Below are 26450 nucleotides of genomic sequence, written 5' to 3' on the forward strand. Positions count from 1 at the left end.
TAGCGGCACGAAACTTCTCACCGCCGCACTGTTTAGCGTCCGGAGAACCGGGGAACGTTGCGGGTATGGGAGGAACCGGAACGTTGAAGGCGGTCCTGTTTGACCGCGATGGAACGCTGGTGGTTGACGTGCCTTACAACGGCGACCCGCAGCTGGTGCGGCCCATGGACGGCGCCCTTGCGGCGCTGGAAGAAGTGCGCAGGGCAGGGCTTGCCACAGGGGTCCTCAGCAACCAGTCGGGCGTTGCCCGTGGGCTGCTGTCGATGGACCAGGTGGATGCCGTCAACCAGCGGGTGGAACAGTTGTTGGGCCCGTTCGACGTGTGGCAAGTATGTCCGCACGGGCCCGAGGACAGCTGCGAATGCCGTAAACCTGCGCCGGGCATGATCTTGGCTGCCTGCCATGCCCTGGGCATCGAACCGTCCGAGGCTGCCTATGTTGGCGACATCGGTACTGACATGGACGCAGCCGCGGCAGCTGGTGCCCGCAGTGTGTTGGTGCCCACGGAGATCACCCTGCACGAGGAGATTGAGGCTGCGGCCAATGTGGCCGTGGATCTTGGCCACGCGGTGGAGATCCTTCTCTCCGGGGTACCGGAAGAACAGGACACCCCTGTATGAGCCGGATCCTGGTAGCCCGCCTGGACAGCATGGGCGACGTCCTCCTTTCAGGACCCGCCCTGCGTGCTGTGGCCAACGGAAACAGGCCGGATGGCAGCCGCCCAAACGACGTGGTCCTGCTTTGCGGTCCCGAAGGGTCAAGCGCGGCGGAGATGCTGCCCGGAGTCACCGAGGTTTACACCTGGGCCTGCCCCTGGATCGTGAACCCCGCACCCCCTGCAACCGAAGCGACGGCCCGCCGGCTGATCGACTTTGTCCGCAATTCCCGCATCGAGGAAGCCTTGATCCTCACGTCCTTCCACCAATCCCCCCTCCCGCTCGCACTGCTCCTGCGCTTGGCAGGCGTCAAGAAGATCACGGGTGCGTCCACGGACTATGCAGGCTCCCTGCTGGACGTCCGGCTCAAACCCGGCGAAGACTTCCCCGAGGACCAGCCGGAAGCGGTCCGTGCCCTCACCATCGCTGAGGCCGGTGGCTACGTTCTTCCCGACGGCGACGACGGGAAACTGCGCATCACTCCGGGGGCGGACCCGGGCGGAGTGGCGGACGAACTGGCTGAAGGTGGCCCGTACATCGTGGTCCACCCGGGAGCCGCAGCACCCGCCAGGGCGTGGCCGGCCCTCCACCACGCCGCCACCGTGGAACTGCTCGAAGCATACGGGCATCGTGTGGTGGTCACGGGAGGTCCCGGGGAAACGTCCCTCACCGCAACGGTGGCAGGACCTTCGGCCAGGAACCTCGGCGGCGGAACCAACCTGCGGACGCTGGCAGCGGTACTTGCCGGTGCCGCCGTCGTGGTGACCGGAAATACAGGTCCCGCCCATCTGGCTGCAGCGGTGGGTACGCCGGTGGTCTGCCTGTTCGCACCCGTTGTCCCTGCGATCCGCTGGGCACCTTACGGCGTTCCGCTGGAGCTGCTCGGCGACCAGGAAGCGGGTTGCAGGAACAGCCGCGCACGCATTTGTCCTGTTCCCGGGCATCCCTGCCTGAGCTCGGTATCCCCGGAACAGGTTGTCGAAGCTGTTGAAAGGCTCCTGGGAGGCGTGTCGTCACTGTCCACTCGTCGGAAGGTGTGGAAACCATGAGGATCCTGGTGTGGCATGTGCACGGCGGATGGATGGAGGCATTCGTCCGTGGCCGGCATGAGTACCTGCTGCCAACATCGTCCGACGGCGGCGCGTGGGGTTTGGGGCGTGGGGGCCGTGAGTTGCCCGCTGCCGCCCGGGAAGTTGACCTGGAGACGCTCGATCCGGACAGCGTCGATGCCGTCGTCCTCCAACGGCCCGAGGAGATCACTGCGGTGGCCCGCACGCTGGGCCGGCGCCCGGGCCACGACCTCCCAGCCGTCTACCTCGAACACAACACCCCCAAGGGCGACGTCCCGTTCACGCTTCATCCCTTGGCGGACCAGGGCAGCATCCCGGTGGTCCATGTGACCCATTTCAACCAGCTCTTCTGGGACACGGGCTCGGCGGCCACCACGGTGATCGAGCACGGCATCCCCGACCCCGGGCACCTGTACACGGGCGAACAGGTAGAGATGGGCGTGGTGATCAACGAACCCGTCAGGCGTGGCCGTGTCACGGGAACCGACCTCCTGCCCGGATTCGCCGGCGTGGGTCCGCTGCGGGTGTTCGGCATGGGGACGGAGGCGTTGCCGGAAGCACTGAATCTCAAGGGATTTGGTCTTAGCGAAAAACGGCTCCACATTGCCGGTGACGTGCAGGCGCCCAAACTCCATCAGGAACTGGCACGCTGCCGCCTGTACCTGCATCCGTTGCGGTGGACGTCGTTGGGGTTGGCCCTGCTGGAAGCCATGCATCTTGGCATGCCGGTGCTGGCACTGGACACCACCGAGGCGGGCCGCGCCGTACCGCATGGCGCAGGCCTCGTCTCCAACGACGTCGACGACCTCCAAAAGTTCGCCCGGCGGCTGCTGGACGACCCCGACGACGCGTACGCCATGGGGATCATCGCCCGTGAGGCCGCCTTGCAGCGCTACGGACTCGGTAGGTTTCTTCGGGCTTGGGACGAACTCCTGGCCGACCTGCCCCAGCACACCCACGGAGGAAGCCGTCCGCAACCCGGCACGGCTTTCGCCAGCCATGACACAGAAGCCAGCCATGATACTGAGAGGACGCACCCATGAAAATCTCCATGGTCTCCGAACACGCCAGCCCACTGGCTGCATTGGGAGGCGTTGATGCCGGCGGGCAGAACGTCCATGTGGCCGCGCTTTCGTCAAGCCTTGCTGATCGCGGCCACCAGGTCACGGTGTACACGCGGCGCGACGATCCGGACCTGCCCGCAAAGGTGCAGGTTGGTCCGGGACTCACCGTGGTCCACGTCGACGCCGGCCCTGCCCGCCGCATTCCCAAGGACGGGTTGCTGCCGTATATGGGTGCGCTGGCGGACGGGATCTGCGCGGACTGGGCCGGCCAGTTGCCGGACGTGGTCCATGCGCACTTCTGGATGTCCGGCCTTGCAGCCATTCAGGCCTCCCGGCGCGCCGGAGCACCAGACCCCGTGCCTGTAGTGCAGACCTTCCACGCCCTGGGTTCGGTGAAGCGCCGCCATCAAGGGTCCGCAGACACCAGCCCGCCGGCCAGGGAGTGGCTGGAACCCTGGGTTGGCCGCACGGCTGACTGGATCATCGCCACGTGCCCCGACGAGGTCTTCGAGCTCAAAGCCCTGGGCATCAGCCGGTCCAAGGTCTCCATTGCCCCCTGCGGCGTGGACCTCACGCTGTTCCCGGGAACCTCCGACGCCGAACCCAAGTCACGGACGCATCGCATCCTGAGCGTAGGGCGCCTCGTGCAACGGAAGGGCGTGGACACGGTGATCCAGGCCCTCCCGATCCTCGCTGAGGCAGGCTTCAAGGACGTGGAGCTGTTGATCGTTGGTGGCTCCGGCGACGCCCTGACACTTGAGGAAGACCCGGAAGCCCAACGGCTCCATGCGTTGGCGAAGGAACTCGGGGTGGAGGACAAAGTGACCATGCGTGGGCAGGTTCCACGCGATGCGATGCCCGGCATTTTCCGCAGCGCCGACGCCGTGGTCTGTGCGCCTTGGTACGAGCCGTTCGGCATTGTGCCGTTGGAGGCCATGGCCTGCGGAGTGCCAGTGGTTGCGGCTGCAGTGGGCGGACTCCGGGAGACCGTCGTCGACCAAAAGACCGGGCTGCATGTCCCGCCGCGTGATCCGGAAGCCCTCGCCGAGGCACTCGGCAAGCTGCTGGCCGACCCGGAGCTGCGCGCCGACATGGGCCGGGCGGGCGCTCGCCGGGCACGCTCCCGCTACTCCTGGGAACGCGTTGCCGCCGACACCGAGAAAGCCTACCGATCCGTCCTGGCGGCCGGGCTGTCCCGGCAATCCGAGCAAGTCCTGGAACCATTGGAAGGAACGGCGCTGTGATGATCAAAGGCCTTGCGACCACCGGGTCCAGCACCTCGACCACTGTCCAGGCGCGCTGGGTACCCAACGTCACCGACCCTACCCACACCGCCGAAGTCACCACACACCTGGACAACGTCCTGCCAGCGCTGGAGTCGCTGCGCTCGCAGTCCGGGCGCCTGTCCGCATGGGGAACCGAACTCGCCACCAGGCTGCTCTCCGGACAACGACTGCTGGCGGCAGGCAACGGCGGCTCAGCTGCTGAGGCGCAACACCTGACAGCTGAACTGGTGGGCAGGTTCGACGAAGAACGCGCGCCCTTCTCCGCCATCTCCCTGCACGCAGAGTCCTCCGCCGTCACCGCATTGTCCAACGACTACGGCTACGAGGAAGTCTTCGCCCGGCAAGTCAGGGCACATGGACGGGCGGGCGATGTGCTTCTCCTTCTCTCCACCAGCGGACGCAGCCCCAATCTGCTCAAAGCCGCCCGTGCGGCAAGGGAACGCGGCATCGCAACGTGGGCTCTCACCGGTCCGGGCCCCAACCCCCTTTCCGATGCCTGCGATCAAGCCATCACCGTGGACGCCATCGCCGCCAACGCCCAGGAAGGCCACCTCATCGCAATCCATGCAGTGTGCCGGGCCTTCGATGCCGAGGTCGCCCAGCGCGCAGGTTCAAGCTCCTTCGGGGCGGGGCAACCATGAGGATCACAGTCGTAGGCGACGTCCTTCTGGACGTTGACATCAACGGGGCAGCCACCCGGCTCAGCCCCGACGCGCCGGTACCGGTGGTGGACGTCGGAGACATCCGGCGTCGTGCAGGAGGCGCCGGGCTCGTGGCCACCGTGTTGGCCCAGGACGGCCACAGCGTTTCGCTGGTCACCGCACTATCGGACGACGACGGCGCCAGCCACCTCAAGCGCGCCCTGTCCGGGGTGTCTGTGCTCACCGGAGTCCCGCTCGCCCCCACGCCCACCAAGACACGGGTACGGATCGGGACACACCCGATGGTCCGGTTCGACGAAGGGTGCGCCCCCGCCCCTGTTCCCGCCAGCACGGGGGAGATGCTCGCAGCCATCGCCTCGGCGGAAGCCATTGTGGTGGCCGACTACGGCCGGGGAATGACCGCCAACACCGAGATCCGTGCCGCGCTCGCCGATGCTGTGCGCCGCGTCCCCGTGGTGTGGGATCCGCATCCTGCCGGTTCCGAGCCCGTGCAAGGCGTCGCCGTCGTGACGCCGAACCTTGCCGAGGCCATCGCGGCGGCGAAAGCGGCCGGGCTGGAACCGTCCACGGGTGCCGGGGAAGCAGGCCGGTACCTGCTCGAAAGATGGGGAAGCAGCGCCGTTTTGGTGACCAGGGGTGCGGACGGGGCGCTCTTGATGTCAGCCGGAGCCGCGCAGGGTATCCCCGCCCCCAGAACCAACGTCAGCGACCCCTGTGGAGCCGGCGACCGACTGGCCGGTAGCCTTGCCGTGCACTTGGGGTCAGGGATGGACCTCGCACAGGCCGCCGCCCGGGCAGTGGAGGATGCGTCCGCCTTCCTGGCCGGGGGTGGAGCGGCGGCGTTGGCGGTGGTGACCGAAGCGTCCGACGCCGGCCCCGTCGTCGAGCTTAAAGGTCTGGAACTCGTGGGAGCCGACGACCTTGACCCGGATGGTGTCCAGCTGGCTCGGGCGGTGCGGGCCGGAGGAGGCACTGTGGTGGCCACGGGCGGATGCTTCGATCTCCTCCACGCCGGTCACGCCCGGACGCTGGCCGCCGCGCGTGGCATGGGCGACTGCCTTATCGTTTGCCTGAATTCCGATGAATCGGTCAGGCGGCTCAAGGGTCCACATCGGCCAATCGTCAGCGTGGAGGACCGCGCGGAGTTGCTGCTGGCACTCGAATGCGTCAACGCCGTGGTGGTTTTCGGCGAGGACACTCCCGAAGCCTGCCTCACCGAACTGCGGCCCGATATTTGGGTCAAGGGTGGCGACTACACCCCCGAAGAATTGCCGGAAGCCCGCTTGGTGGCGGGTTGGGGAGGGCGCTGCGTCACTGTGCCCTTCCATCCGGCACGCTCCACCAGCGGCCTGGCTGCAGCCCTGGCCAAGGTCAGCTGACAACAACACCGTCAGCTGAGAACAAGCACCCAAGCACCAAGCAACCGATCAACCGAGAGGAACCGCATGAACACGCAAACACCTGGTCGCGTCATCGTCACTGGAGGCGGCTCCGGCCTTGGCGCTGCGATCGTGGAAGCCATCCGCGACGCCGGTGGCACGCCCTTCGTCTTCGACCGCGATGTCAGCAACGTCTCCGGGGCCAAAGCCCTGGAAGTGGACGTCTCCAACCGGGAAGCAGTGGAAGCCGCCGTCAAGGAGGCCGCCGACACCCTGGGCGGGCTCGATGGCGTGGTGACCGCGGCAGGCATCGACCGCTGCGGCAAGCTGGGCGATGTCCCTGCCGCCGAATGGGAAAAGGTCATTGGCGTGAACCTCCTGGGCACGGTGTCCGTAGTCCGGGCGGCCTTGCCGTACCTCAAGGAATCCCGCGGACGGGCCATCACCATTGCGTCCACGCTGGGTTTGAGGGCACTGCCGGATGCGACTGCCTACTGCGCCTCGAAGTTCGGTGTGATCGGCTTCAGCCGCGCATTGGCTGCCGAAACCGGGGGAGTCATCGGCGTCACCACCATCATCCCGGGCGGTATGAAGACCCACTTCTTCGATGATCGGGATGAGCAGTACAAGCCGCAGGACGATTCCAAACTGAACGATCCCGCCAATGTGGCGCAGGCAGTGGTGTTCGCGCTCTCGCAGCCGTTCGGCAGCGAAGTCCGCGAGCTGCTTATCTGCCCCGCAGAAGAAGGCTCGTGGCCGTAAGGTCCAGCACGTCCTGAACAACGTCGGCCACGGCGATGCCCTCGATGAGGGTGTCGTCGTGGCCGCAGTGCGGTGCCGTCCATCCCACCTGGGTCACGTCCGCTCCGCAGCGCGGGCACTGCGTAGCCCACGACATATGGACGCGGTGCAAGGCCCGCCCTCGAGGGCCCGCATTGAACGCGTTCCCCACCCAATAGATCCCTACCGTCGGGGTCCCCACTGCCTGGGCAAGGTGCCGGGGACCGCTGTCACTGGCGAGCATCACCGTGGCTTCACCCAGGAGTGCCGCCAAGTCTCCGATCTCCAGTTCGCCGGCCACGGAGCGCACGGCCTGCCGCTGGTTCTCCGCCAGTTGCCTGCCCGCGAGCTCGGACACTTCCTGCGTCAGCGCCTTCTCCGAACGGTCGCCCACAATCAACACTTGCGCACCTTCCCGCACTAAGGTTGCCGCCGCTTCAGCAAAATACGATGCCGGCCACCGCCTCCGCGGATCGGTGGCACCCGGATGGAGCACCACCAACGATGTCCGCTGATGGTCCTTGAAACCCGCAATGTTCCGTTGATGTTCCAGCGTCGGGAGCAGGGGAGGGGCGACGATCGACGGAGCGCCGGCCAGGCCTGCGACCTCCAACCAGCGGTCCGGTTCATTCTGGTAGTAGACGTAATCAAGGTTCCGCTCCAGCCGTTCCGCGTCCCGGGTGCGCGTGCCCACGGTATGCCGGGCGCCCAGGCGGAGCAGGAAAGGGTTGGAGAAGCGCCCTCCGCCGTGCATCTGCAACGCGATGTCGAATTTCCTGGCACGCATGGCCTCGAAAAAGGCCTCTTGCGCCGCGATGTCCCCAGCATCATCCTCGAAGCGCTCGCCGTTGCGCGGACCGTCGTGGACGCCCCGCGTCACTGGCAGCATTTCGACGTCGTCTACCGGACCTTCCGTCGCGGCAACCACTGCCGCGTGGATCGGTGTGCCCAGGACGGTGATGGTGGCAGCAGGGTAGGCCTCCTTGAGGGCGTGGAGGGCAGGGAAGGTGTAGATCAGGTCGCCCAAGCCGCCACCCCTGAGGACCGCAATCCGCTTCACGTCGCTGAACATTTCCAGCACGGGTCCGACGCCGGGCTTGGGAGGAAGATTCATGAGCAATTCCTTCTTCAGGGTGGCGGAAACTCCCGGGCCGGGCGTGTGAAGCGCCTGCCGCGGGGTACCTGAGGGGAACAGGAAACTGTCGCCCAACCGGAAGGTACCCCATGGCACGCCTATCCAATCAAGAAGGCCTGGCCAATCAAGAAGGCCTGGCTGACTGGTTGCCGGGCCGCTTGGCCGAGGAACGTCCTGTTGTGACGGTCATCGGCGATTCCATACTGGACGGCTGGTGGGATGGGACCATTGAGCGGTTCTGCCGCGAAGCTCCGGCTCCCGTTGTCCAGGTCCAGCGCCGCGACTTCGCCCCGGGAGGAGCCGCCAACACGGCGATGAACCTCGCTGCGATGGGGGCGGAGGTTCGTTTCATTTCGCTGATCGGAGAGGACCCGGCGGGCCGCACGCTCCTTGACCAGCTCCGCTCGGCAGGGGTGGACGTTTCGCATGTGGTCTCGCACCCCGCGATGACCACCACCACCAAATTCCGGGTGAGCAGTGGCGGGCAGGTCATGCTGCGGCTGGACGACTCGGCAACCGACCTTCCGGCCGAAGGCCTCCGCCACATGGCCGATGCCATTCCCGAAGCACTTCCCGGCTCGTCGGCCGTGGTCCTCTGCGACTACGGGGCGGGTGCTTTGGAAGGAGCTGTGCGCGAGGCCATTCTTGAAAATTTGGGGCCGGGGAGTGAGGGCGGGCAATCCACCCCAGCAGTGGTTCGGCAGGACATCCTGGTGGTAGTGGACGCCCACTATCCCGGACAGTGGGCCGACCTCAAACCTGACCTCGCAACCCCAAACGCCCAGGAAGCGGCCAGATTGCTTGGGACCGAGTTGCCCGGAGGCGCTGCCAGGTGCCCCTTCGTGGAAGCCCACGCAGACCAGCTCCTTCGCGCCTCAGGTGCGGGCGCCGTCGTCGTGACGTTGGACCGGGAGGGCACGCTGACGGTTCGCCCCGGCGGCACCTCCCAGGAGCCGGCCACCCACCGAACGTGGGCGCGACCCCAGGCGGAAAAACAGGCCTCGGGCGCCGGGGATACCTTCGTGGCCGCGTTGACCATTGCCCGTGCTGCCGGATTGCCGCTGACCACCAGCGTGGATCTGGCCCAGGCTGCAGCAGATGTTGTCGTCCACCGGCCAGGCACCTCCGTCTGCACCACCGACGAACTCGCCAAGCACCTCCGGGGCTTTGCGGATACAGCACTGACGGACGCCGAGTTGGCGCGGCAGGTGGAGGAGCACCGCAGGGAGGGTAAGCGGATTGTGCTCACCAACGGGTGCTTCGATGTCCTTCACCGCGGCCACACCCGATACCTCAACCAGGCCAAGCAGTTGGGTGATGTACTGGTGGTCGCACTGAACAGCGATTCTTCGGTGCGGAAGCTCAAGGGCCCGGACCGGCCGGTCAACCATGAAGCTGACCGTGCGGCAGTCATCGCTGCCCTGAGTTGCGTGGACCATGTCATCGTTTTTGATACCCCCACTCCCATACCGCTCATAGACCTCCTGCAGCCCGACATTTACGCCAAAGGCGGCGACTACACGCCGGAGATGCTCCAGGAAACCGTGGCCGTGGAGCGCTATGGCGGCACCGTGACCATCCTGGACTACGTGGCCGAGCACTCCACAACAGCCGTGCTGGAGCGCATCCGCGCTACGGGCGACGGTCCGCAAACCTAAGGAACGATGCCATGCGTATTGTGATCACCGGTGCCACCGGGCACGTTGGCACCGAAGTCCTGAAGCGGCTCCAGGCTGCGCGCTCGGAAGAAGGAGCAGACCTTGACCTTGTGGGCATTGTCCGTCGGCAGCCCGACCAGGATGCGCCTCCCTACCAAGGGGTCGAGTGGCACACTGTGGACATCGGCGATCGCAAGGACCAGCCTGCGCTGGAAGCTGCCCTGGCCGGAGCCGACGCCGTGGTGCACCTTGCCTGGTTGATCCAGCCGAACCACAACCGCGAACTGCTTCGCCGGACCAACGTGGCGGGAACGGCCCACGTGTTGGCCGCAGCCCGGAAAGCCGGGGTTGGGCACGTTGTGTGTGCTTCGTCCGTGGGTGGCTATTCACCAGCACCCAAGGACCAGCGGACCAAGGAGGGTTGGCCGGCGGCGGGTATCCGCACGTCCCACTACAGTGCGGACAAAGCCGCGCAGGAGAGGATCCTGGACAGCTTCGCGAAGGAGAACCCGGAGATCGTGGTGGCCCGTCTTCGTCCTGCGTTGACGTTCAGCGACGGGGCAGGCAGCGAAGTAGGCCGGTACTTCCTGGGCCGGGTGCTACCGCGGCTGGTTCCCCGCAAGCCCTGGTTGCCGCTGCTGGCTCTTCCCAAGGAACTGGTGTTTCAGGCTGTACACGCCGCCGACGTCGCCGACGCCTATTGGCGCGCGCTGGAGCGCAAGGCCGAAGGTGCCTTCAACATCGCCGCAGAACCCGTGATCGACCCCAACGCCTTGGCGTGGATTTTCAAGGCCCGGCGGTTGCTGCCGTTCCCGCTTCCGGTGCTTCGCGCCGCCGTCGAGGTCAGTTGGCGTCTCCGTTTGCAGGCGACGGACGGCGGGTGGGTGGATATGGCAGCCAATGCGCCCATCATGGACACTTCCCGGGCACATGGTCTCCTGGGCTGGTCGCCGAAGCATTCCTCGCTGGAATCACTGGCGGAAATGCTCGACGGGATCGGTGCAGGAAAGGGCCGCAAAGCCTCGCCGCCACTGCATCCGCGCTAGCCCTTACTCGGCCGTCAGCACTACCGTGAGGATCCGGCGGAGGCTCATGGCGACGGACGCCGGTGCGTTCACCGGTGCATGATCGGCGGCAGCGCCGGCTACAGCATCGCTGAGGGCAGAGATGCTGTCCTTCGCTGCGGCCAGGCGGTTGGCGAGTTCCCCGGACTCTGCATCCCGCCAGCGATCGATCACTGCGGCTACCGCTTCCAAGGATTCAGCCAGGTTTCCCACTACTGAGTCGGGGATGACCGTCCCTGCACCTTCTTCCCAGATGGCGCTTGCCAGGACATCGGTAATGTCCTGGACGTGGAACGTGAGCCGCTCAAGGGTCCTTAATCCGGCGAGGTCGCCGGGGATCCGGGTTGCCCGACGGCGGGACCTGGGGTTTGCTTTGGCGCTCAGCTCTGCCTGGTGAACGGCAGTCCGCACGGCTGCGGCGGTGAGCGAAAGGTCGTCACTGCGGCTGGCCCAGGCCTCGTGGTCGGGTGGCCAGGACTCCTGCATGGCTGCGGCCATGTCCTTCAGTTGACGGGACAAAGCTCCCTGGTGTCCGGCGATCGCGGGATCAATGTCGTCAAGGTGCAGGGGTGGAAACACGAGCCAGTTCACGGCGAAGCCGACAGCAACCCCCAACCCCATTTGAAGAACGTAGGCAAACGAGAATCCTTCAGCGTTGGAATCACCCAGCACCAGCACGAACAACGCCGCCATGGGGATCCATTCGGACGCTGTCCCCAGCCGTGGGAGACCGCCAATGAGAACGCCAAGTCCAACCACCAGGGCAACGGCCAAGGCGGTCGGTGCGGCCACGGTGGTGATGGCGAAGGCCATGCCGATGCCCAACACCAGCCCGGCCAGGCTTTGGAGCCCATGTTTGGCGGAGTCGGCAACAGTGGGGTGCATGCTGACCAGGGCGCCCAGGGGCGCGTAGTACGGGTACGCAGCGGCGGAGCCGGGCATGAAGGGCGCGAGGTACCAGGCGAGGCCTGCTGCAGCGGCCGTTTTGGCAGCGAACAGGAGTCGGTGGCGGGTGACAGTTTTTCGAAGCGCGGGAATCAGCCGTCGCCTCGCGGGCAGTTGGCTCATCACCCCAACATTCGCAGGTATGGTCCCGGCTGTCGAGCCGAAAGCGCAGAACGTGAGCAGGGACATCAATTCGTTCGATTGGGTGATTAGAACCCCCGCAAACGGGTACACACCCATTGATAGTAACGATACTTACTATCCCGGCTGCTGTCCGCAGCCTGCCAACTGTGGAAAGAGAGCGATAATGACTGAGAGCAAATCGCCGCAGGACGGAAGCTTCGCGGCGCCAACCACCGGTGCCCATGCAGGCACCGAACCGTTCACGGGAAATTACCTGGATTCAGCCGACGTTGAGACCCAAACGGCTGGTACCACCGGCATCAGTGGTACCCCCACTGGCTCCGGAACAGGCTCCGCCAGTTCCGGCAAGGTGGATACTGCCAAGGAAGAAGCCGCAGGTGTGGCCGGTGCCGTAGGCGACGCCGCCGGCGGAGTTGTAGACACCGCCAAGACCGAAGCCGGGCATGTTGCCCACGAGGTTAAGGTGAATGCCCGCCAACTGCTCACGCAGACCAAGGGCGAGCTGGCCGATCAGGCCCAAGCACAGCAGCAGCGTGTGGCCGAAGGGTTGCGGTCTATCTCGGACGAACTCTCCACCATGGCCAACTCGACTGAAAACGGTGGTGTGGCGACGGACCTGGTCCAGCAGGCAGCCCAGCGTTCCTCCTCTGTTGCCCAGTGGTTGGAAGGCCGGGATCCCGGTTCCCTGTTGGATGAAGTCAAGGGCTTCGCCCGCCGTAAGCCAGGAACGTTCCTGCTGCTGGCTGCAGGAGCCGGCGTCCTCGCCGGCCGTCTGGGCCGGGGCATGGCAGGCAACGCCTCCGACGCAGCCTCAGCAAACGCTACCCCAGCCACCACTGAGACGCCTCGAGCTGTCTACTACCCGACGCAGGGCGGTGCCGTGACTCCTCCCGCCGTGGACCTTCCCGGACCGACGGCCACCACCGCTGGATACGGTTCAGCCACCACCACCGGATACGACGCCGGTACCACCGGTGGTTACGACGGATCCACCCTCCCTTACCCGGAGACTGAAGCCGGCGGAGTTAAGGCCCAGGGCGACCCGCTTGCCGGACCGCTTGATCCCGATGACCCGCAGTACGGAGGACCCCGATGAGCAGTCCCGCCGATCTGCCCCCCACAGAAGCCCACGTGAAGGCGGAAACCCTTCCCCTCGGCGAGATCCTGAGCGACCTGACGCGTGATGTTTCCACGTTGATGCGCCAGGAAGTGGAGCTGGCCAAGGCGGAGCTGAAAGAGTCCGCCACCAAGGCAGGCAAGGGCGCAGGGATGCTGGGCGGAGCTGCATACGCCGGCCACATCACCGTGCTGTTCTTGTCCATTGCTCTTTGGTGGGCCTTGGGCCAACTTGTTGGACTCGGATGGTCCGCTGTAATTGTCGCGGTCATCTGGGGAATCGTCGCAGCCGTTTTGGCTGCCAAGGGCCGCAAGGAACTGAACACCATCAAGGGCATGCCCCAGACCGCTGAGACGGTCAAAGAAATACCCCCCGCTTTGAAACCGAACACTGAGGAGACACGATGACGCAGAACCCCGACGCCCTGCGCGCCGATATCGAAGAAACTCGCCGGCGGCTCAGTACCAACGTTGACGCCGTGGCTGACAAGGTCACGCCTTCGCACATCGTCAACCGCAGGGTGGACAAGATCAAGACCGCTGTGTTCGGCGCCCGCGACGACGTCAGTGACGCTGCAGGCAACGCTGCCCACCGGGCCGGGGACGCTGTCTCCGGTATGGCCGGCACCGTTTCCGGGGCCGTATCGGACATCGGTGACGCGCCGCAGGCAATCACCCGCAAGGCCCAGGGCAGCCCTATCGCCGCTGGCCTGATCGCGTTCGGAGCAGGCTTGTTGGTGTCCTCGCTGTTCCCGGCCTCTGAAAAGGAGCGCGAAGCAGCCCAGGCCGTCAAGGAAGCAGCCCAGCCACTGACCGATGAGCTGAGCCACGCTGCCCAGGAAGTCGCCGAGCACCTGCGCGAGCCAGCGCAGGACGCAATGCAGAACGTCAAGGACAGCGCCACGGAAGCCGCCGCCAACGTCAAGGACGAAGGCCAGGCAGCAGCCGCCGATGTCCAGGACCGCGCGCAGACGGCCAAGGACAACGTCAGCAACCAGTAAGTTCCACCGCTGACCCAACTGAGTCGCAGCAGATGCCCTTTTGAGCTTTCAAAACGGCATCATCTGCGACTCAGTTGGTTTAACGCTGCGTTCCTGGGATGTGTCGGGCTGGGTCTTGGATCAGCGCACTTCCAGGATCATCTGCAGTAAGCGGGCTGCGGCAGGCCGGGCTGCGTGTTCCTCGGACCACTGCGCACGGGCCAGGGCCTTGCTGACGGCCTGCGTGGTGATGCCCAGCTCCTGGGCCACGGCTTTTTGCTGGCCTCGGACGCCCGGTGTGAGCAGGTCAAGGACCCGCCATTCCGCTGCGCTGCGGTGTTGGACGATGTGTCCCAAGAGTCGCAGCACAGCTTCGGCTTCTGAAGCCAACGCGGTCAAAGGTCCGTCCACTGCCACCGGGATCCGCTCTTTGCCGTTGCGCAGCCTGTCGACGGCCCGCCGCGCGTAGACCAGGCCGTGGCCCGACGCGTCCTTCACCAGGTTGGGCAGCGGCTCATTGATGGGTCCGACGCCGATCCCTACATACCATTGGCTGGACCGGAGCGCGATCAAGGCAGTCTCCACGGCCTGGTGGCCCGATTCGACGATGCCCTGCACCTCGTCCTCAACCGAGCGGTCAAAGTCGAGCCGCGCAGGAATGTGCCGCAGGTCCTTGAGCAGCTGCGGCACGAGGTCGCCGTCGCGCCGGCTGTCGCGTTGGTTGATAGTGAGAGTGAACATAGTGGATCACATGCTACCGGCTGGTAGACGGTCTGCAAGGGCAAAATTCGCCCATTGTTCAGTCCAGCCGTTCAGTCGAGCGCCGTCCGCCCGGTAAGGACGACGGCGGGCAGCGCACCTGCCGCTGCCCGTGCCGCGCCGGGCGTTCCTGCATCATTCATCGCCCCGTGGATAGCGAGGACCAATGGGGCGGGATCCTGGTTCGAAGCGAAGACCCAGAACGTGTCGCGGGCTTGGAAAACCACGGCACTCCGGCCTCCAGCACCCAGGGAAACCTTCCGGCGTGCCACCAATCGGCGGTCGGGATCGGTGCCGTCGGAGGTGGTCACGGCCTTGATGGTTCCGGGCGTAATGTCGGCCCAGGGAATCACCACGCGGGTGTGTTTCTGCGAGTACTTGGCGACCATCCCGCCGTCGAAGACCAGCAACTTCCGGAAGCTGCCCAGAAGCGTCATGGACCACAGCACCACACCCGTGAGAATGCTGGTCAGCACAAAGAAGGCGGGATCGTTGAAGTGCCCGGCTTCCCGGGTGGATCGGATGGGGCTGACGAACTCTGCGATGGTCCCAAAAATGAACCCCACCACGAGGCAAGGGATGAGGACCTTCCAGTAGATGTGCCGGGACGACGCTACGCAGCGGAGCTGTCCCAGGCCGGGGGCGAGCTCGCGCTCAACACGGCGGACCAGCCAGTTACGGCCGTGCATCCGGGCGCTGGCCGTAGAGGTTGGGCAGGTCCTGCCGATCGGCCGCAGCGGCTTGTTCGGCGGCGGGGACCTTGGGGTCCGGAACCGGTGCCTGGCCCTGCGCAATGCCGGAGCGGCGGTCGATGGCGGCGAACTTCGGATCCCAGGTGTCGTCTCCGCCACCACTGATGGCGGAAGCGATGAGCATCACCACGAAGAACGGAAAGAAGGACCAGCAGATGGCGCGCCATCCGCCCAGCCAGGCGCCCGCCGTCGTGCCGTTCTTGATCCGCACCGAGCGCATGCCCGCAGCGGCGTCGCCTACGCTGCCCACGGTTCCCCAGATCATTCCGTAGACCAACAGGCCCACGAACCACAGGACAACGTAGAGGGTCAGCCACAAACCGTCGTTGTAACCGATTGCCGAGCCGCTGTTCATCATGGACTCACGGACCACCGCGGCAATCGCGGCCAGGATCACGTAGCCCACCAGGAAGACGACGGCATCCAGGACGCGACCCCAGAAGTGGGCACTACCCGAAGCCTTGACGAAGTATGCGCCGGTGTCAGGATGGCGGCGAACGGGGCGGCCGTTGACAGGATCAAGCAGCCCAGTGAGGGTGGTGGACTTGGAAGTGCTCATGAGGGACTTTCAGCTCGACGGCGGTGTGCAGCTTGGGTGCGGAACGTCAGGCCAGTCCGGCCAGTCCGCCCAGGACGCGGGCCAACGATGCCGCAGAGGTTTCCTGCAGCTCGAACGTTACTGATTCCGCCTGCTCCGGGCCGGATTCTGGCGAGCCCTCCACGCGGGGGGTGAGAACGTGGACGCCGGACGGACCGGTGTACACGGTGACAGTGGGGAATTCGTTGGTATTGGAATTGAAGGCCACAACGTTGCTTGCGGCCTGGGTGTCGGCCAAGGCGGTAGCGGCGTGTGCCTCGAACTGGGCTTCAGTGTAAAGGGCAGGCTCAGTATCGCGGGCGGCAGCCTGCTGGGGGTCGACGAATTCGGCCAAACGCGGAACCAGTTGGTCACGGGTGACCACGGTGAAGCCGTGCAAGCCGCTTTCGTCTACTTCCTCGAGCAGAACACCTTCGTCGTGAAGGTAGCCGTAGAGCCAACGTTTGCCGGTGGACACCGTGCGTTCCACGGAGACAACGCTGCTGCCGCTGCGGCGCAGGGTGAGGGCGCCGGTGATTTCTTCCGTGGCGTGCAGGCGGGAAGGCTCGGTCTCGCCCTCGAAGACCACCGGATACACGAGTTCCTTGGCGAGCAGGCCGCGCAAGGCGATGGCGCACATCAGCTCCTTGCTGGCGTCCTGGGCCGAAAGCCACGGCAGCGCCACCAGCTGTTCGTGCTGAACGCCGTCCAGGGCTACAACTTCTTCATCGGTCAGCGTAGGCAAGGGCGCACCGACGGCGCTGGCCGTGGCCAGGACCTTGGCTGCGGCCTCGATGTCCCTCTGGGTCCATTTCATGGTGCTGGTGGTCATCCGAATATCCCTCCGACAAAGTTTCCGACTGACTTGGCGGCGTCACTGACCCCGTCTGCCACCTTACTGCCTGCGTCCTTGACGAAGCCCGCCACCTCCTTGGCGCCGTCGGCGATGTAGCTGCCAGGGTTGCGTGCGAAGTTGCTGATGGAGTCCCAGTTGTCGGCTACGAGGTTGCCCAGCGCCCACGCGCCGGCGACGATGCCCGCACCGATCACGATCGGAGCACCGATCGGCCCCAGCAAGGCGGCCCCGCCGGCCGTCATGAGCATGATGCTGCCAACGCCACCCACCACGGACAAGCCGCCGGCAACGCGGTCGCCGGTGCCGCGCCAGCCATCGTGCTCGGGGTTGATCATGTCGCTGATGCCGCCCACGATGTTCAGCGGTGCCGCCAGCGCCCCGGCCACACGGAGGCCCTTGGAGAACTTGCTGGCATCCTGGAACGCCTGGCTGTAAGGGATGTTGGCTTTGAGGTCGGTGAGGACGTCAGTGACTTTCTCGCCGTTCCTCAGCGCGGTCATGGCGTCGCGGACAACCGTTCCGCCGGCCCGCCAGTTGGTCAGGACCTCGCGGGTCTTCACCCATTCCGCGTTGCCCAGCTTGAGGTATTTGTAGGCCGTCCACAGCGGGGCAGCCAAACCCTTGACGCCCATCGCGGTGTCATAGACGTCCTTGAGGACACCCACCGACGAGCCCGAGCCATCATTGTGGCTGGCGAACTCCTGCTGGTTGGCGTGCTTCTTCAGCTGGCTGGCATTCTCGCGCAGCATGGTGGCGGCCTTGACCAGGCTCTGCCGGTGCTGGGAGTTCCAATCGCCCTTGAACACCGTAGCGTCCCGGCCCTGCCACGCTGTTGTGGAATTGATGGCGTTGGACAACTGCGTGCTTTGCAGGCTGATGGCGTCGGCAGCTTTGCCCATCACGCCGGCCAGACTGCGTAGCTGCGTGATGTCCGCGCCGTAGAACCCAGCCATATGAACCCCCTGTGTAAGGCATCGAAAAGTCTCGTCCCAGCCTAAGCGGACCCGGGAGCTACCGCGATGGGGAGACATGCCCATGTGTACAGTCCGGGCAAAAGACGTTAAAGAACGACGGCGGCTGGTGCGGTTCGCAGGGAACCGCACCAGCCGCCGTCGAGCATCACGTGCAAGTACGCGACGCGGAAGCGTAACGCGAAGGACTAAGCCCTAGTGTGCTGCCGGAACGTAGCGCTTGATGGAAGCTTCCAGCTCGGCTTCGGCAGCGGCGCGGTCGCCCCAGCCCTCGGCCTTGACCCACTTGCCGGGCTCCAGGTCCTTGTAGCGCGTGAAGAAGTGCTCGATTTCCTTGATCAGGAACTCGCTGACGTCGCTGACTTCCTGGATGTGGTCGAAGCGTGCGTCAACGGGGACGCAGAGGACCTTGGCGTCTCCGCCGCCGTCGTCGGTCATGTTGAAGACGCCGATGGGGCGGGATTCAACGATGACGCCCGGGTGGAGGTCGAAGTCCTGCAGGAGCACCAGTGCGTCCAGCGGATCGCCGTCTTCGCCCAGGGTGTTCTCGAAGAAACCGTAGTGCGTGGGGTACTGCATGGAGGTGAAAAGGACGCGGTCCAGGCGGACACGGCCGGTTTCGTGGTCAACTTCGTACTTGACGCGCGATCCCTTGGGGATCTCGATGGTCACGTCGTGCTTCATGGAATGCTCCTTGACGGGTGTGGGTGGGGCGTCGCTCCGCCGAAGCGGCCGTCACGGGTGACGGTGCCTCAGGCAGGCTGCTCAGCCCGGGGCTGGCGGCAGGCAAAAGGACAGCCGGTGCCGCCGACTACTATTGAGGATATAGCGAGAGGCCCGGGTTTCTTGAACCGGCGGGGACATTTCAGGACTGACAGGACCAAGCAACTTCCATGATGGGCGTTAAAAACGGGGATACCCGCTGGGTATCTGCGGCGTGGGGGCGCTTGAAATGGCCGTTGCTGTTGGCCGGAGTCCTGCTGTGCCTCGGTGCCGTGGTGGTGGCCGGTATGGTGCCGGGCCTGCTGACCATGCCCAAGCCGTCGCCTTCGGTTCCCGCTTGGCACCAGGAGCCGGACCGCTTGGCTGACGTCAGCGGAGTGCTTCCCCTGGACGCCAATGCCCCCGTTCCCACGCCCGCTGAGGTTGCCCGGCAGCTTGACGCCACCCTGAAACCGGCCGGCGGGGGCAGTATCAGTGGCATGGTGATGGACGCGTCCACCGGCAAGGTCCTCTTTGACCGTGACGCCAACGCCAACCGGATCCCGGCCTCCAATATGAAGTTGCTGACCGCCGTGGCTGCGCTGAAAGCCCTCGGTCCGGAGGCGCGTTTTACCACCCGGGTGCTCGCAGCCGAGGATCCCTCCACCGTGGTGCTGACCGGCGGAGGGGACGTACTGCTGGGTGCTTCAGCATCGGATCCGTCGGCGGTTCTTGGACGCGCCGGTTTGGCTTCGCTGGCCTCGGATACTGCGGCGGCTTTGGCTGCGGCAGGCGTCAAGGGACCTGTCACCGTGCGAGTGGACGATTCACTCTTCGCCGGCGCACCCCTTAACCCTGCGTGGAGCCTGGACGACGTCGCCGCCGGCGAGACAGCACCGTTGTTTTCCCTCGCGTTGAACTCAGGCCGCTATGCTCCGGATGTCGTGACCGGTCCACGCCCCCAGGATTCCGCCGTCACCAGCGCCGAGGCGTTCGCCGAGCAGTTGGCGGCTGCCGGCGTTGCGGTGGGTCCCGGCGTCGAACGCGGCAAAGGCCTCCCCGCCAAGGTGCTGGCGGCCGCCGAATCAGCCACAGTCAGCGATCAGGTGGACCTCATGCTTGAGTCCTCGGACAACTTCCTCGCCGAGGCGCTGGGGCGGATGACCGCCTTGGCTTCCGGTCAAAAGGCCACGTACGACGGCGCCACCGCGGCCGTGCGCCAACGGTTGGGGGAGCTGGGGATCGCCACCGGTTCGATGCAATTGGCCGACGTCTCCGGACTGGCCTTGGAAAACCAGGTCAGTGCCCGCCAGTTCGCCGAGGTGGTCCGTGCCATCACCAGCGGACCGGACCTCTCCCTGCGCACCGCGCTGGACGGGTTCCCGGTGGCCGGCCTGACCGGAACCCTGGATGACAGATATGTGGACGCCTCTACCGCGGAGGGCGCCGGGCTGGTCCGGGCCAAGACGGGGACGCTCAATACGGTGATCGCCCTGAGTGGTTACGTGGTGGACGCCGACGGGCGGTTGTTGGTGTTCTCCTTCATCGGCAACGACCTTGAACCGGGGGCTGCTGCCAACAAGGTGGCCATGGACCGGTCGGCGTCGGTGTTGGCCTCGTGCGGTTGCCGGGGCTGAATGCTCCGCGTGGAGCGAACTTAAGAGCCCGCTGTCAGTCTCGTGTGGTGTGATGGTCCGTATGGTGTCATCTGCCCGCGATTCGTCAGCAGGGGCCCCGTCCCTGATCAATTGGGACCTGGCCGCCTCTACGGCTGCCCGGCTTGCCCCTCCCGGTCCGGAGCTTAGCGCCGGGGAGATTGGCAAGGCGGTGGAGAACCTGCGCTTCAACGCGGACATCTCCGTCCCGCACGTCCACGACATCACCGGGTTGGACGCTGCCCGGGATCTGCGTGACTCGCACGTCCTGGTGGTGGACCGCGCTTCCTGGTCCAAGGCCAACACGCAGAGCTTCGCGGTGATGCTCCAACCCGCGTTGAAAACGATGCTGGACAGCCGCAGCGGAGTGTCCATGACCCCAGCCGCAGCCGCAGCCAGCGGTGCCATCACCGGCACCCAGCTTGGCGCTGTGCTGGCCTTCCTTTCCAGCAAGGTCCTTGGCCAGTACGATCCCTTTGCTGCCCTGGCCCCTGAATCCAACGTTCCGCCCGGTGGCCGGCTCCTGCTCGTAGCGCCGAACATCATCTCCGTGGAGCGCGAACTCAACGTCCACCCGGACGACTTCCGCCTCTGGGTCTGCCTGCATGAACAAACACACCGCGTGCAATTCGCTGCCGCGCCGTGGCTCCGGCACCACATGCTCGACGAAATCGAGAAGCTCAGCGGCAACCTCCTGGGCAACATGGACTCCCTGGTGGAGCGCGCTGGTGCGGTGGCCAAGTCCCTGCGTGACCGCACTCCCTCAGACAAGACTCCGGGCCGCGGCGCCATCCTGGACCTCCTCCAGAACCCTGAGGAGAAGGCGTCCCTGTCCCACATCACGGCCGTCATGAGCCTCCTCGAGGGCCACGCCAACGTGGTGATGGACGCTGTGGATTCGAGCATCGTTCCTTCGGTGAAGACCATCCGCCAGCGCTTCAACGAGCGCGGCAAGGACCGCGGGGTAGTGGAGAAGTTCATCCGCAACCTCCTCGGCCTGGACGCCAAGATGCGCCAGTACACCGATGGCGCCAAGTTCGTCCGCGAAGTCGTAGCCGTGGCAGGCATGGACGGCTTCAACAGGGTGTGGGAATCTGCCGACTTCCTCCCCACCGAAGAAGAGATCCACAACTCCAAGCTGTGGCTTGAGCGGATGGGCCTTTGAGCATTCCTTCCGGTTCCGCCGCCGCTGGCTCCGGCGTCGATTCCGCTGCCGGTCGCGGCGGTAAGGGTCGACGGCGGCCCGGGCGCCTTGCGCCGGTGGTCGGCAAGGCGCGGAAACAGTTGCAGAACGCCTTGGCCTCCGCGGGTCATCCCCAGCGGGTGCTCGTAGCCTGCAGCGGTGGGCCGGATTCGTTGGCTTTGGCAGCCATAGCCGCGTACTTCGGCCGGCGTGGCCACGTCGATGGACATCCGGTAACGGTTGCCGGTGTGGTGGTGGATCATCAGCTGCAGCCGGGCTCTGCAGAGGTCGCCTCCCGGACTGCCGCGGTGTTGCGCGAGCTGGGTCTGTCTCCGGTGGAGGTGCGCACTGTGGAAGTCGCGGCCACTGGGTTCGGCCCTGAGGCCGCGGCCAGGGATGCCCGCCATGCTGCGTTGGAATCTGCTGCCGCGGACCTGGCGTGTGATGTGATCCTTCTTGGCCACACCCTGGACGACCAAGCCGAGCAGGTGTTGCTGGGCTTGGCCCGTGGTTCAGGGACTCGGTCTTTGGCGGGGATGAGGCCTGCCCGCGGTCGCCTTCTCCGCCCTTTCCTGGGCCTTCGCCGAGCCGAGACTCTGGAAATTTGCGAGGTCGAGGAACTTTCGCCTTGGCACGATCCCAGCAACGCCGACCCTTCCTTTGCCCGGTCCCGGACCCGCGTGGAAGTCATGCCTGTCCTGGAAGAGAAGCTGGGGCCGGGGGTCGCCGAGTCGCTTGCCCGGACCGCCGCAATACTGCAGCAGGATGCCGATTTCCTCGAAGATCTGGCCAACGAGACCTATCTCTCACTTGTCCAGCGTGAAGACGGCGGGGCATGGCTTCCGGAAGACGCCGTACGTGAGCTGCCCGCAGCGCTGAGGTTCCGGGTCATCGCGAAGGCTGCCGCCGACGTCGGGGGTCAACAACCTGGCTACGGACGGCTCCAAGCCGCGGAAGCGCTGCTGCGGCGACAAGGGTCGGCTGGACCCGTGGAGCTTCCCGGCCACGTCAGTGTTTACCGGTTGTCCCTGAGCGATTTGGAGCAGGAGCGTTCGGTTTCCGCCGGTGCTCCGGCTGCCAGTAGTCCGCGCGATTCGGCCGGCGCCGGTCCCCGCGAAGCCGCGCGCTGTGGGAAGCTAGTATTCCGGCATCAGAAACCGTCCCAACAGTAGCCGCACCCGAGCATCAAAACAGGAGCCATTGGTGGATTCAAACGACGTCCAGGCAGATCTCAAGCACGTTCTTTACACCAAAGAGCAGATCCAAACGCGCATCGCGGAACTCGCAGCGCAGATCGACAAGGACTACGAGGGCCGCGACATCTTGATCGTCGGTGTCCTCAAGGGTGCGGTCATGGTCATGGCTGACCTGGCGCGCGCCCTGCACAGCCACGTCAGCATGGACTGGATGGCTGTCTCGTCCTACGGTTCCGGTACCCAGTCTTCCGGCGTGGTCCGGATCCTCAAGGACCTTGACACCGACCTCATGGGCAAGGATGTTCTGATTGTTGAGGACATCATCGATTCCGGACTGACCCTTTCCTGGCTCAAGTCCAACCTCGAATCCCGTGGCACGGCCAGCGTCGAGATCTGCACGGCCTTCCGCAAGCCGACCGCCGCCAAGGTGGAGATCGACGTCAAGTACGTTGGCTACGACATCCCCAACGAGTTCGTGGTGGGCTACGGCCTCGACTACGCCGAAAAGTACCGCAACCTGGACTTCGTGGGCACCTTGGCCCCGCACGTTTACGAGTAAATACCCCGTCGCCTTCCGCCGCATCACGTTCCGCCAACGTATCTGTCATCTCTGGGTGCGTTGGGCAGGGCGGGTGCGGCGTTCGCGTTAACGGCTTCATCCTTTGGATGGCCGCATTCAAGGGGTGCCCCGGGGGAGGTCCCGGAGCTACACTGAACCATGACCGGTGCCCCTGCCCGTCTCCTGGCATGGCTCGTCGTCTTGTCGACGTTTCTCACGGCCTGCACTCCTGCGGTAGACGTCAACGGGACAGCTGCCGCCCAGTCCAGTGCGGCCGCGTCGGCCCCGCCAATCGCCGGGGACGTCGCAACTCCTGCGCCCGCCACCGTCCCCACACTGCCTCCTGCGCCTGCTCCGCCTCCCGTGCCTGCACCTCCACCGCCGGTACCCCAGGCTTTCGCGCTGAACCTCTACCAAGAGGGTGACTTCGTGCCGCAGTACACGTTTGATTGGTGCGTAGCCGCGAGCATCCAGATGGCACACAACCTCATTGACGATACGGGCGGCGCGTCTTGGGCAGCCCCCGCACAGCAAAGCGAGCTGTGGGAGATGGCCCGCGTCCGGTCATCGAATTCATTCAACGGTGCCAACCCCCGGGGCTGGGCGCAGGTGCTGACTGAGGTTGGAATGGGCCCGTACTCGGTGGTCAGCGTCGCGACCTACGAGGACACGCTGCAGACGGCGGCGCGTGCCATAGCGGAAACTGGCCGGCCAGTGGGGTTGGTCATGTGGAGCGGCCGGCATGCTTGGGTGATGAGCGGCTTTGAGTCCATGGGTGATCCCGCGCAGTTCCCCGAGTTTCAGGTAACGGGGATTCGCGTCCTGGATCCGCTTTATCCCCACGGCAGCGGGCAGTGGGGTCCCTCTCCGGAGCCCAACAGCCTGCTTACTCCGGAGCAGTTGGCCACACAGTTTGTGGTCCGTGAACCCCGGCGCTGGAGTACGGACCTGCCCGCTGGTTATTTGCTGGTGCTTCCGGTCGCAGCCTGACCAAGCAGCATCGAGACCACTCGGAAGCAACCAAGGTGGTGCACTGCCCACCAAGCCTAAACCCCTGTCCCAGCGCCCTCGAGGCGAGTATCCTGTGTACGCCCAGAGGGAACTTTTGGACTTTCCGGTGCGTGAATTACTGGGAACGGTGTATAGCTTGAAACTGAAGCAGCACCACTCGCGCGCAGAAGTTGCGCCTTGCAGCACTACCAGGAGGGACGGGGCAAAACCCCGATCAGATGAAAGCTAAGAGTTTCTTCAAGGGCCCGGGCATCTGGATTGTTGTCGTCGTTGGCTTGCTCCTGGTGGCATTCGCAACACTGGCTCCGGGCGGTTCAACGCGCATTGACACCAAGGAAGGCCTGGAGCTCCTTTCCCAAAGCGGGAAGGTTGAGCAGGCCAAGATCTTCGACGCCGAAAACCGCGTTGACCTGGTGCTCAAGGACAACCTGAACCTGGACGGCCAGGACAAGGGCAAGAACGTTCAGTTCTTCTACGTCACGGATCGTGGTCCGGATGTGGTGAAGGCAGTCACCAACGCCAACCCGGAAAAGGGCTTCACGGACCAGCCGATCGAGAACAACTGGTTCTCCGGCCTGTTCTCGCTGCTCATCCCGGTGCTGCTCCTCGGTGTGCTGTTCTGGTTCCTGCTTTCCCGTATGCAGGGCGGCGGCTCCAAGGTGATGCAGTTCGGCAAGTCCAAGGCCAAGCTGGTCAACAAGGACATGCCGCAGGTGACCTTCTCCGACGTAGCCGGTGCGGACGAAGCTGTGGAAGAGCTCCAGGAAATCAAGGAGTTCCTCCAGGAACCGGCCAAGTTCCAGGCTGTTGGCGCCAAGATCCCCAAGGGTGTGCTGCTTTACGGCCCTCCAGGTACCGGTAAGACGCTGCTTGCCCGCGCTGTTGCAGGCGAAGCCGGCGTTCCCTTCTTCTCCATCTCCGGCTCGGACTTTGTTGAAATGTTCGTCGGCGTTGGTGCTTCCCGCGTCCGTGACTTGTTTGAGCAGGCCAAGGCCAGCTCTCCGGCCATCATCTTCGTGGATGAGATCGACGCCGTTGGTCGTCACCGTGGTGCCGGCATCGGCGGCGGCAACGACGAACGCGAGCAGACGCTGAACCAGCTCCTCGTGGAGATGGACGGCTTCGACGTCAAGACCAACGTCATCCTCATCGCTGCCACCAACCGCCCGGACGTCCTGGACCCCGCGTTGCTGCGCCCGGGCCGCTTCGACCGCCAGATCACCGTGGAAGCCCCGGATATGATCGGCCGCGAGCAGATCCTGAACGTTCACGCCAAGGGCAAGCCCATGGCGCAGGGCATCGACCTCAAGGCTGTTGCCAAGAAGACCCCGGGTTACACGGGCGCTGACCTGGCCAACGTCCTGAACGAGGCCGCACTTCTGACCGCGCGTTCCAACGCCAACCTGATTGACGACCGCGCACTGGATGAGGCAATCGACCGTGTCATGGCCGGCCCGCAGAAGCGCAGCCGCGTCATGAAGGAACTCGAACGCAAGATCACCGCGTATCACGAAGGTGGGCACGCTTTGGTTGCCGCTGCCCTTCGTAATTCGGCACCGGTCACCAAGATCACCATCCTTCCCCGTGGCCGCGCACTCGGCTACACCATGGTGATTCCTGAGGACGACAAGTACTCGATCACCCGTAACGAACTGCTGGACCAGATGGCCTACGCCATGGGTGGCCGCGTTGCTGAGGAAATCGTGTTCCACGACCCCTCCACCGGTGCTTCCAATGACATCGAGAAGGCAACCTCCACAGCCCGCAAGATGGTCACGCAGTACGGCATGAGCGAACGCGTTGGCGCTGTGAAGCTGGGCCAGGGCGGCGGCGAGCCGTTCCTCGGCCGCGACGCCGCACAGGAACGCAATTTCTCCGACCAGATCGCCTACGTGGTGGACGAAGAAGTGCGTCGACTCATCGACCAGGCGCACGACGAGGCCTATGCCATCCTCACGGAAAACCGGGACGTCCTGGACCGTCTGGCACTGGAACTCCTTGAACGGGAAACCTTGAACCAGGCTGAGATTGCCGAGATCTTCCATGACATCCGGAAGCGTGATTTCCGTGAGATCTGGCTGTCCAAGGAATCCCGTCCGGTCCAGTCCATCCCGCCCGTGGAAAGCCGGGCAGAAAAGGCTGAACGCGAAGCCCAGGAGGAAGCCAAGCAGGCGCGTCTGGACGAACCCCTGGACGTCGTCGCTCCGCACCCGCAGGGGGTCAGCAGCCAGGACTCCTTCCAGGCACCGCGACCTGACGGCGGCAACGACTCCACGCATCACGGCTAAGC

At 65.2% G+C, this 26450-nt stretch carries 26 protein-coding genes; 18 read left to right on the forward strand and 8 right to left on the reverse strand.

Annotation, left to right across the window (positions count from 1 at the left end):
- The first annotated feature begins 65 nt into the window (after window positions 1-65).
- The 7 genes from QEH68_RS00860 (at window position 66) to QEH68_RS00890 (ending at window position 6879) form a co-directional block, all read left to right on the forward strand.
- Window positions 66-620 carry an HAD-IIIA family hydrolase gene (locus QEH68_RS00860; protein ID WP_280625708.1) on the forward strand — a complete coding sequence of 185 codons (555 nt, stop codon included), beginning with the start codon at window positions 66-68 and terminating at the stop codon, window positions 618-620.
- A complete protein-coding gene (locus QEH68_RS00865) occupies window positions 617-1705 on the forward strand; it encodes a glycosyltransferase family 9 protein (RefSeq protein WP_280625710.1) in 1089 nt (362 codons plus the stop codon). Before QEH68_RS00860 ends, QEH68_RS00865 begins: the two co-directional genes overlap by 4 nt.
- A complete protein-coding gene (locus QEH68_RS00870) occupies window positions 1702-2769 on the forward strand; it encodes a glycosyltransferase (protein WP_280625712.1) in 1068 nt (355 codons plus the stop codon). Before QEH68_RS00865 ends, QEH68_RS00870 begins: the two co-directional genes overlap by 4 nt.
- Entirely contained in the window at window positions 2766-4034 is a 1269-nt protein-coding gene (locus tag QEH68_RS00875) for a glycosyltransferase (protein WP_207595715.1), read from the forward strand. Before QEH68_RS00870 ends, QEH68_RS00875 begins: the two co-directional genes overlap by 4 nt.
- Window positions 4034-4717 (forward strand): SIS domain-containing protein, encoded by a 684-nt coding sequence (locus QEH68_RS00880; protein ID WP_207595716.1) that lies wholly within the window; start codon window positions 4034-4036, stop codon window positions 4715-4717. Before QEH68_RS00875 ends, QEH68_RS00880 begins: the two co-directional genes overlap by 1 nt.
- Window positions 4714-6117, forward strand: coding sequence for a PfkB family carbohydrate kinase (locus QEH68_RS00885; RefSeq protein ID WP_280625715.1), 1404 nt, complete (start codon window positions 4714-4716; stop codon window positions 6115-6117). The genes QEH68_RS00880 and QEH68_RS00885 overlap by 4 nt, the downstream gene beginning before the upstream one ends.
- Before the next feature lie 66 nt (window positions 6118-6183).
- Window positions 6184-6879 (forward strand): SDR family oxidoreductase, encoded by a 696-nt coding sequence (locus QEH68_RS00890; RefSeq protein ID WP_207595718.1) that lies wholly within the window; start codon window positions 6184-6186, stop codon window positions 6877-6879.
- Here the strand turns inward: QEH68_RS00890 and QEH68_RS00895 are convergent.
- Window positions 6845-8011 carry a glycosyltransferase family 9 protein gene (locus QEH68_RS00895; protein WP_280625718.1) on the reverse strand — a complete coding sequence of 389 codons (1167 nt, stop codon included), beginning with the start codon at window positions 8009-8011 and terminating at the stop codon, window positions 6845-6847. The genes QEH68_RS00890 and QEH68_RS00895 overlap by 35 nt on opposite strands.
- Before the next feature lie 110 nt (window positions 8012-8121).
- On the opposite strand from QEH68_RS00895, the gene rfaE2 reads away from it, so the two are divergent.
- Both rfaE2 and QEH68_RS00905 read left to right on the forward strand, forming a co-directional pair.
- Window positions 8122-9690 (forward strand): D-glycero-beta-D-manno-heptose 1-phosphate adenylyltransferase, encoded by a 1569-nt coding sequence (rfaE2, locus tag QEH68_RS00900; protein WP_280625720.1) that lies wholly within the window; start codon window positions 8122-8124, stop codon window positions 9688-9690.
- A gap of 11 nt (window positions 9691-9701) precedes the next feature.
- Window positions 9702-10736, forward strand: coding sequence for an NAD-dependent epimerase/dehydratase family protein (locus QEH68_RS00905; RefSeq protein WP_280625721.1), 1035 nt, complete (start codon window positions 9702-9704; stop codon window positions 10734-10736).
- Window positions 10737-10739: 3 nt separating this feature from the next.
- Here QEH68_RS00905 and QEH68_RS00910 read toward each other — a convergent pair whose 3' ends face one another.
- Window positions 10740-11822, reverse strand: coding sequence for an FUSC family protein (locus tag QEH68_RS00910; RefSeq protein ID WP_280625723.1), 1083 nt, complete (start codon window positions 11820-11822; stop codon window positions 10740-10742).
- A gap of 184 nt (window positions 11823-12006) precedes the next feature.
- On the opposite strand from QEH68_RS00910, the gene QEH68_RS00915 reads away from it, so the two are divergent.
- The 3 genes from QEH68_RS00915 to QEH68_RS00925 are packed head-to-tail and all read left to right on the forward strand — an operon-like array spanning window position 12007 to window position 13960.
- Entirely contained in the window at window positions 12007-12939 is a 933-nt protein-coding gene (locus QEH68_RS00915) for a hypothetical protein (RefSeq protein WP_207595722.1), read from the forward strand.
- Window positions 12936-13367 carry a phage holin family protein gene (locus tag QEH68_RS00920; protein ID WP_207595723.1) on the forward strand — a complete coding sequence of 144 codons (432 nt, stop codon included), beginning with the start codon at window positions 12936-12938 and terminating at the stop codon, window positions 13365-13367. Before QEH68_RS00915 ends, QEH68_RS00920 begins: the two co-directional genes overlap by 4 nt.
- Window positions 13364-13960, forward strand: a complete 597-nt coding sequence (locus QEH68_RS00925; protein ID WP_207595724.1) for a DUF3618 domain-containing protein — start codon at window positions 13364-13366, stop codon at window positions 13958-13960. Before QEH68_RS00920 ends, QEH68_RS00925 begins: the two co-directional genes overlap by 4 nt.
- A 120-nt stretch (window positions 13961-14080) precedes the next feature.
- Here QEH68_RS00925 and QEH68_RS00930 read toward each other — a convergent pair whose 3' ends face one another.
- The 6 genes from QEH68_RS00930 to QEH68_RS00955 all read right to left on the reverse strand — a co-directional run bounded on the left by QEH68_RS00930 (window position 14081) and on the right by QEH68_RS00955 (window position 18538).
- A complete protein-coding gene (locus tag QEH68_RS00930; RefSeq protein WP_207595725.1) occupies window positions 14081-14680 on the reverse strand; it encodes a hypothetical protein in 600 nt (199 codons plus the stop codon).
- Window positions 14681-14751: 71 nt separating this feature from the next.
- Window positions 14752-15387, reverse strand: coding sequence for a hypothetical protein (locus QEH68_RS00935; RefSeq protein ID WP_280625727.1), 636 nt, complete (start codon window positions 15385-15387; stop codon window positions 14752-14754).
- Window positions 15374-16009: a hypothetical protein gene (locus QEH68_RS00940; protein ID WP_280625729.1), complete on the reverse strand. Its 636-nt coding sequence runs from the start codon at window positions 16007-16009 to the stop codon at window positions 15374-15376. Before QEH68_RS00940 ends, QEH68_RS00935 begins: the two co-directional genes overlap by 14 nt.
- A gap of 46 nt (window positions 16010-16055) precedes the next feature.
- Window positions 16056-16859, reverse strand: a complete 804-nt coding sequence (locus QEH68_RS00945) for a hypothetical protein (RefSeq protein WP_280625731.1) — start codon at window positions 16857-16859, stop codon at window positions 16056-16058.
- Window positions 16856-17836 (reverse strand): hypothetical protein, encoded by a 981-nt coding sequence (locus tag QEH68_RS00950; protein ID WP_280625733.1) that lies wholly within the window; start codon window positions 17834-17836, stop codon window positions 16856-16858. The genes QEH68_RS00945 and QEH68_RS00950 overlap by 4 nt, the downstream gene beginning before the upstream one ends.
- A 213-nt stretch (window positions 17837-18049) precedes the next feature.
- A complete protein-coding gene (locus tag QEH68_RS00955; RefSeq protein WP_024818962.1) occupies window positions 18050-18538 on the reverse strand; it encodes an inorganic diphosphatase in 489 nt (162 codons plus the stop codon).
- A gap of 212 nt (window positions 18539-18750) precedes the next feature.
- Here QEH68_RS00955 and dacB point away from each other — a divergent pair, with 212 nt between their 5' ends.
- The 6 genes from dacB (at window position 18751) to ftsH (ending at window position 26448) form a co-directional block, all read left to right on the forward strand.
- A complete protein-coding gene (dacB, locus tag QEH68_RS00960) occupies window positions 18751-20193 on the forward strand; it encodes a D-alanyl-D-alanine carboxypeptidase/D-alanyl-D-alanine-endopeptidase (protein WP_280628063.1) in 1443 nt (480 codons plus the stop codon).
- 61 nt (window positions 20194-20254) lie between these two features.
- A complete protein-coding gene (locus QEH68_RS00965) occupies window positions 20255-21376 on the forward strand; it encodes a zinc-dependent metalloprotease (protein WP_207595730.1) in 1122 nt (373 codons plus the stop codon).
- 119 nt (window positions 21377-21495) lie between these two features.
- Window positions 21496-22566, forward strand: coding sequence for a tRNA lysidine(34) synthetase TilS (gene tilS, locus QEH68_RS00970; protein WP_207597417.1), 1071 nt, complete (start codon window positions 21496-21498; stop codon window positions 22564-22566).
- A gap of 31 nt (window positions 22567-22597) precedes the next feature.
- The gene (gene hpt / locus QEH68_RS00975; RefSeq protein WP_011772910.1) at window positions 22598-23149 is read left to right on the forward strand and encodes a hypoxanthine phosphoribosyltransferase; all 552 of its coding nucleotides are present in this window, start codon (window positions 22598-22600) and stop codon (window positions 23147-23149) included.
- Window positions 23150-23308: 159 nt separating this feature from the next.
- On the forward strand, window positions 23309-24139 hold the full coding sequence (locus QEH68_RS00980; RefSeq protein WP_280625750.1) for a hypothetical protein: 831 nt from the start codon (window positions 23309-23311) through the stop codon (window positions 24137-24139).
- A gap of 239 nt (window positions 24140-24378) precedes the next feature.
- Window positions 24379-26448, forward strand: a complete 2070-nt coding sequence (gene ftsH / locus QEH68_RS00985; RefSeq protein ID WP_280625752.1) for an ATP-dependent zinc metalloprotease FtsH — start codon at window positions 24379-24381, stop codon at window positions 26446-26448.
- Window positions 26449-26450: the final 2 nt, after the last annotated feature.

This window comes from Paenarthrobacter sp. OM7 (assembly GCF_029873575.1).
Lineage (GTDB): Bacteria > Actinomycetota > Actinomycetes > Actinomycetales > Micrococcaceae > Arthrobacter.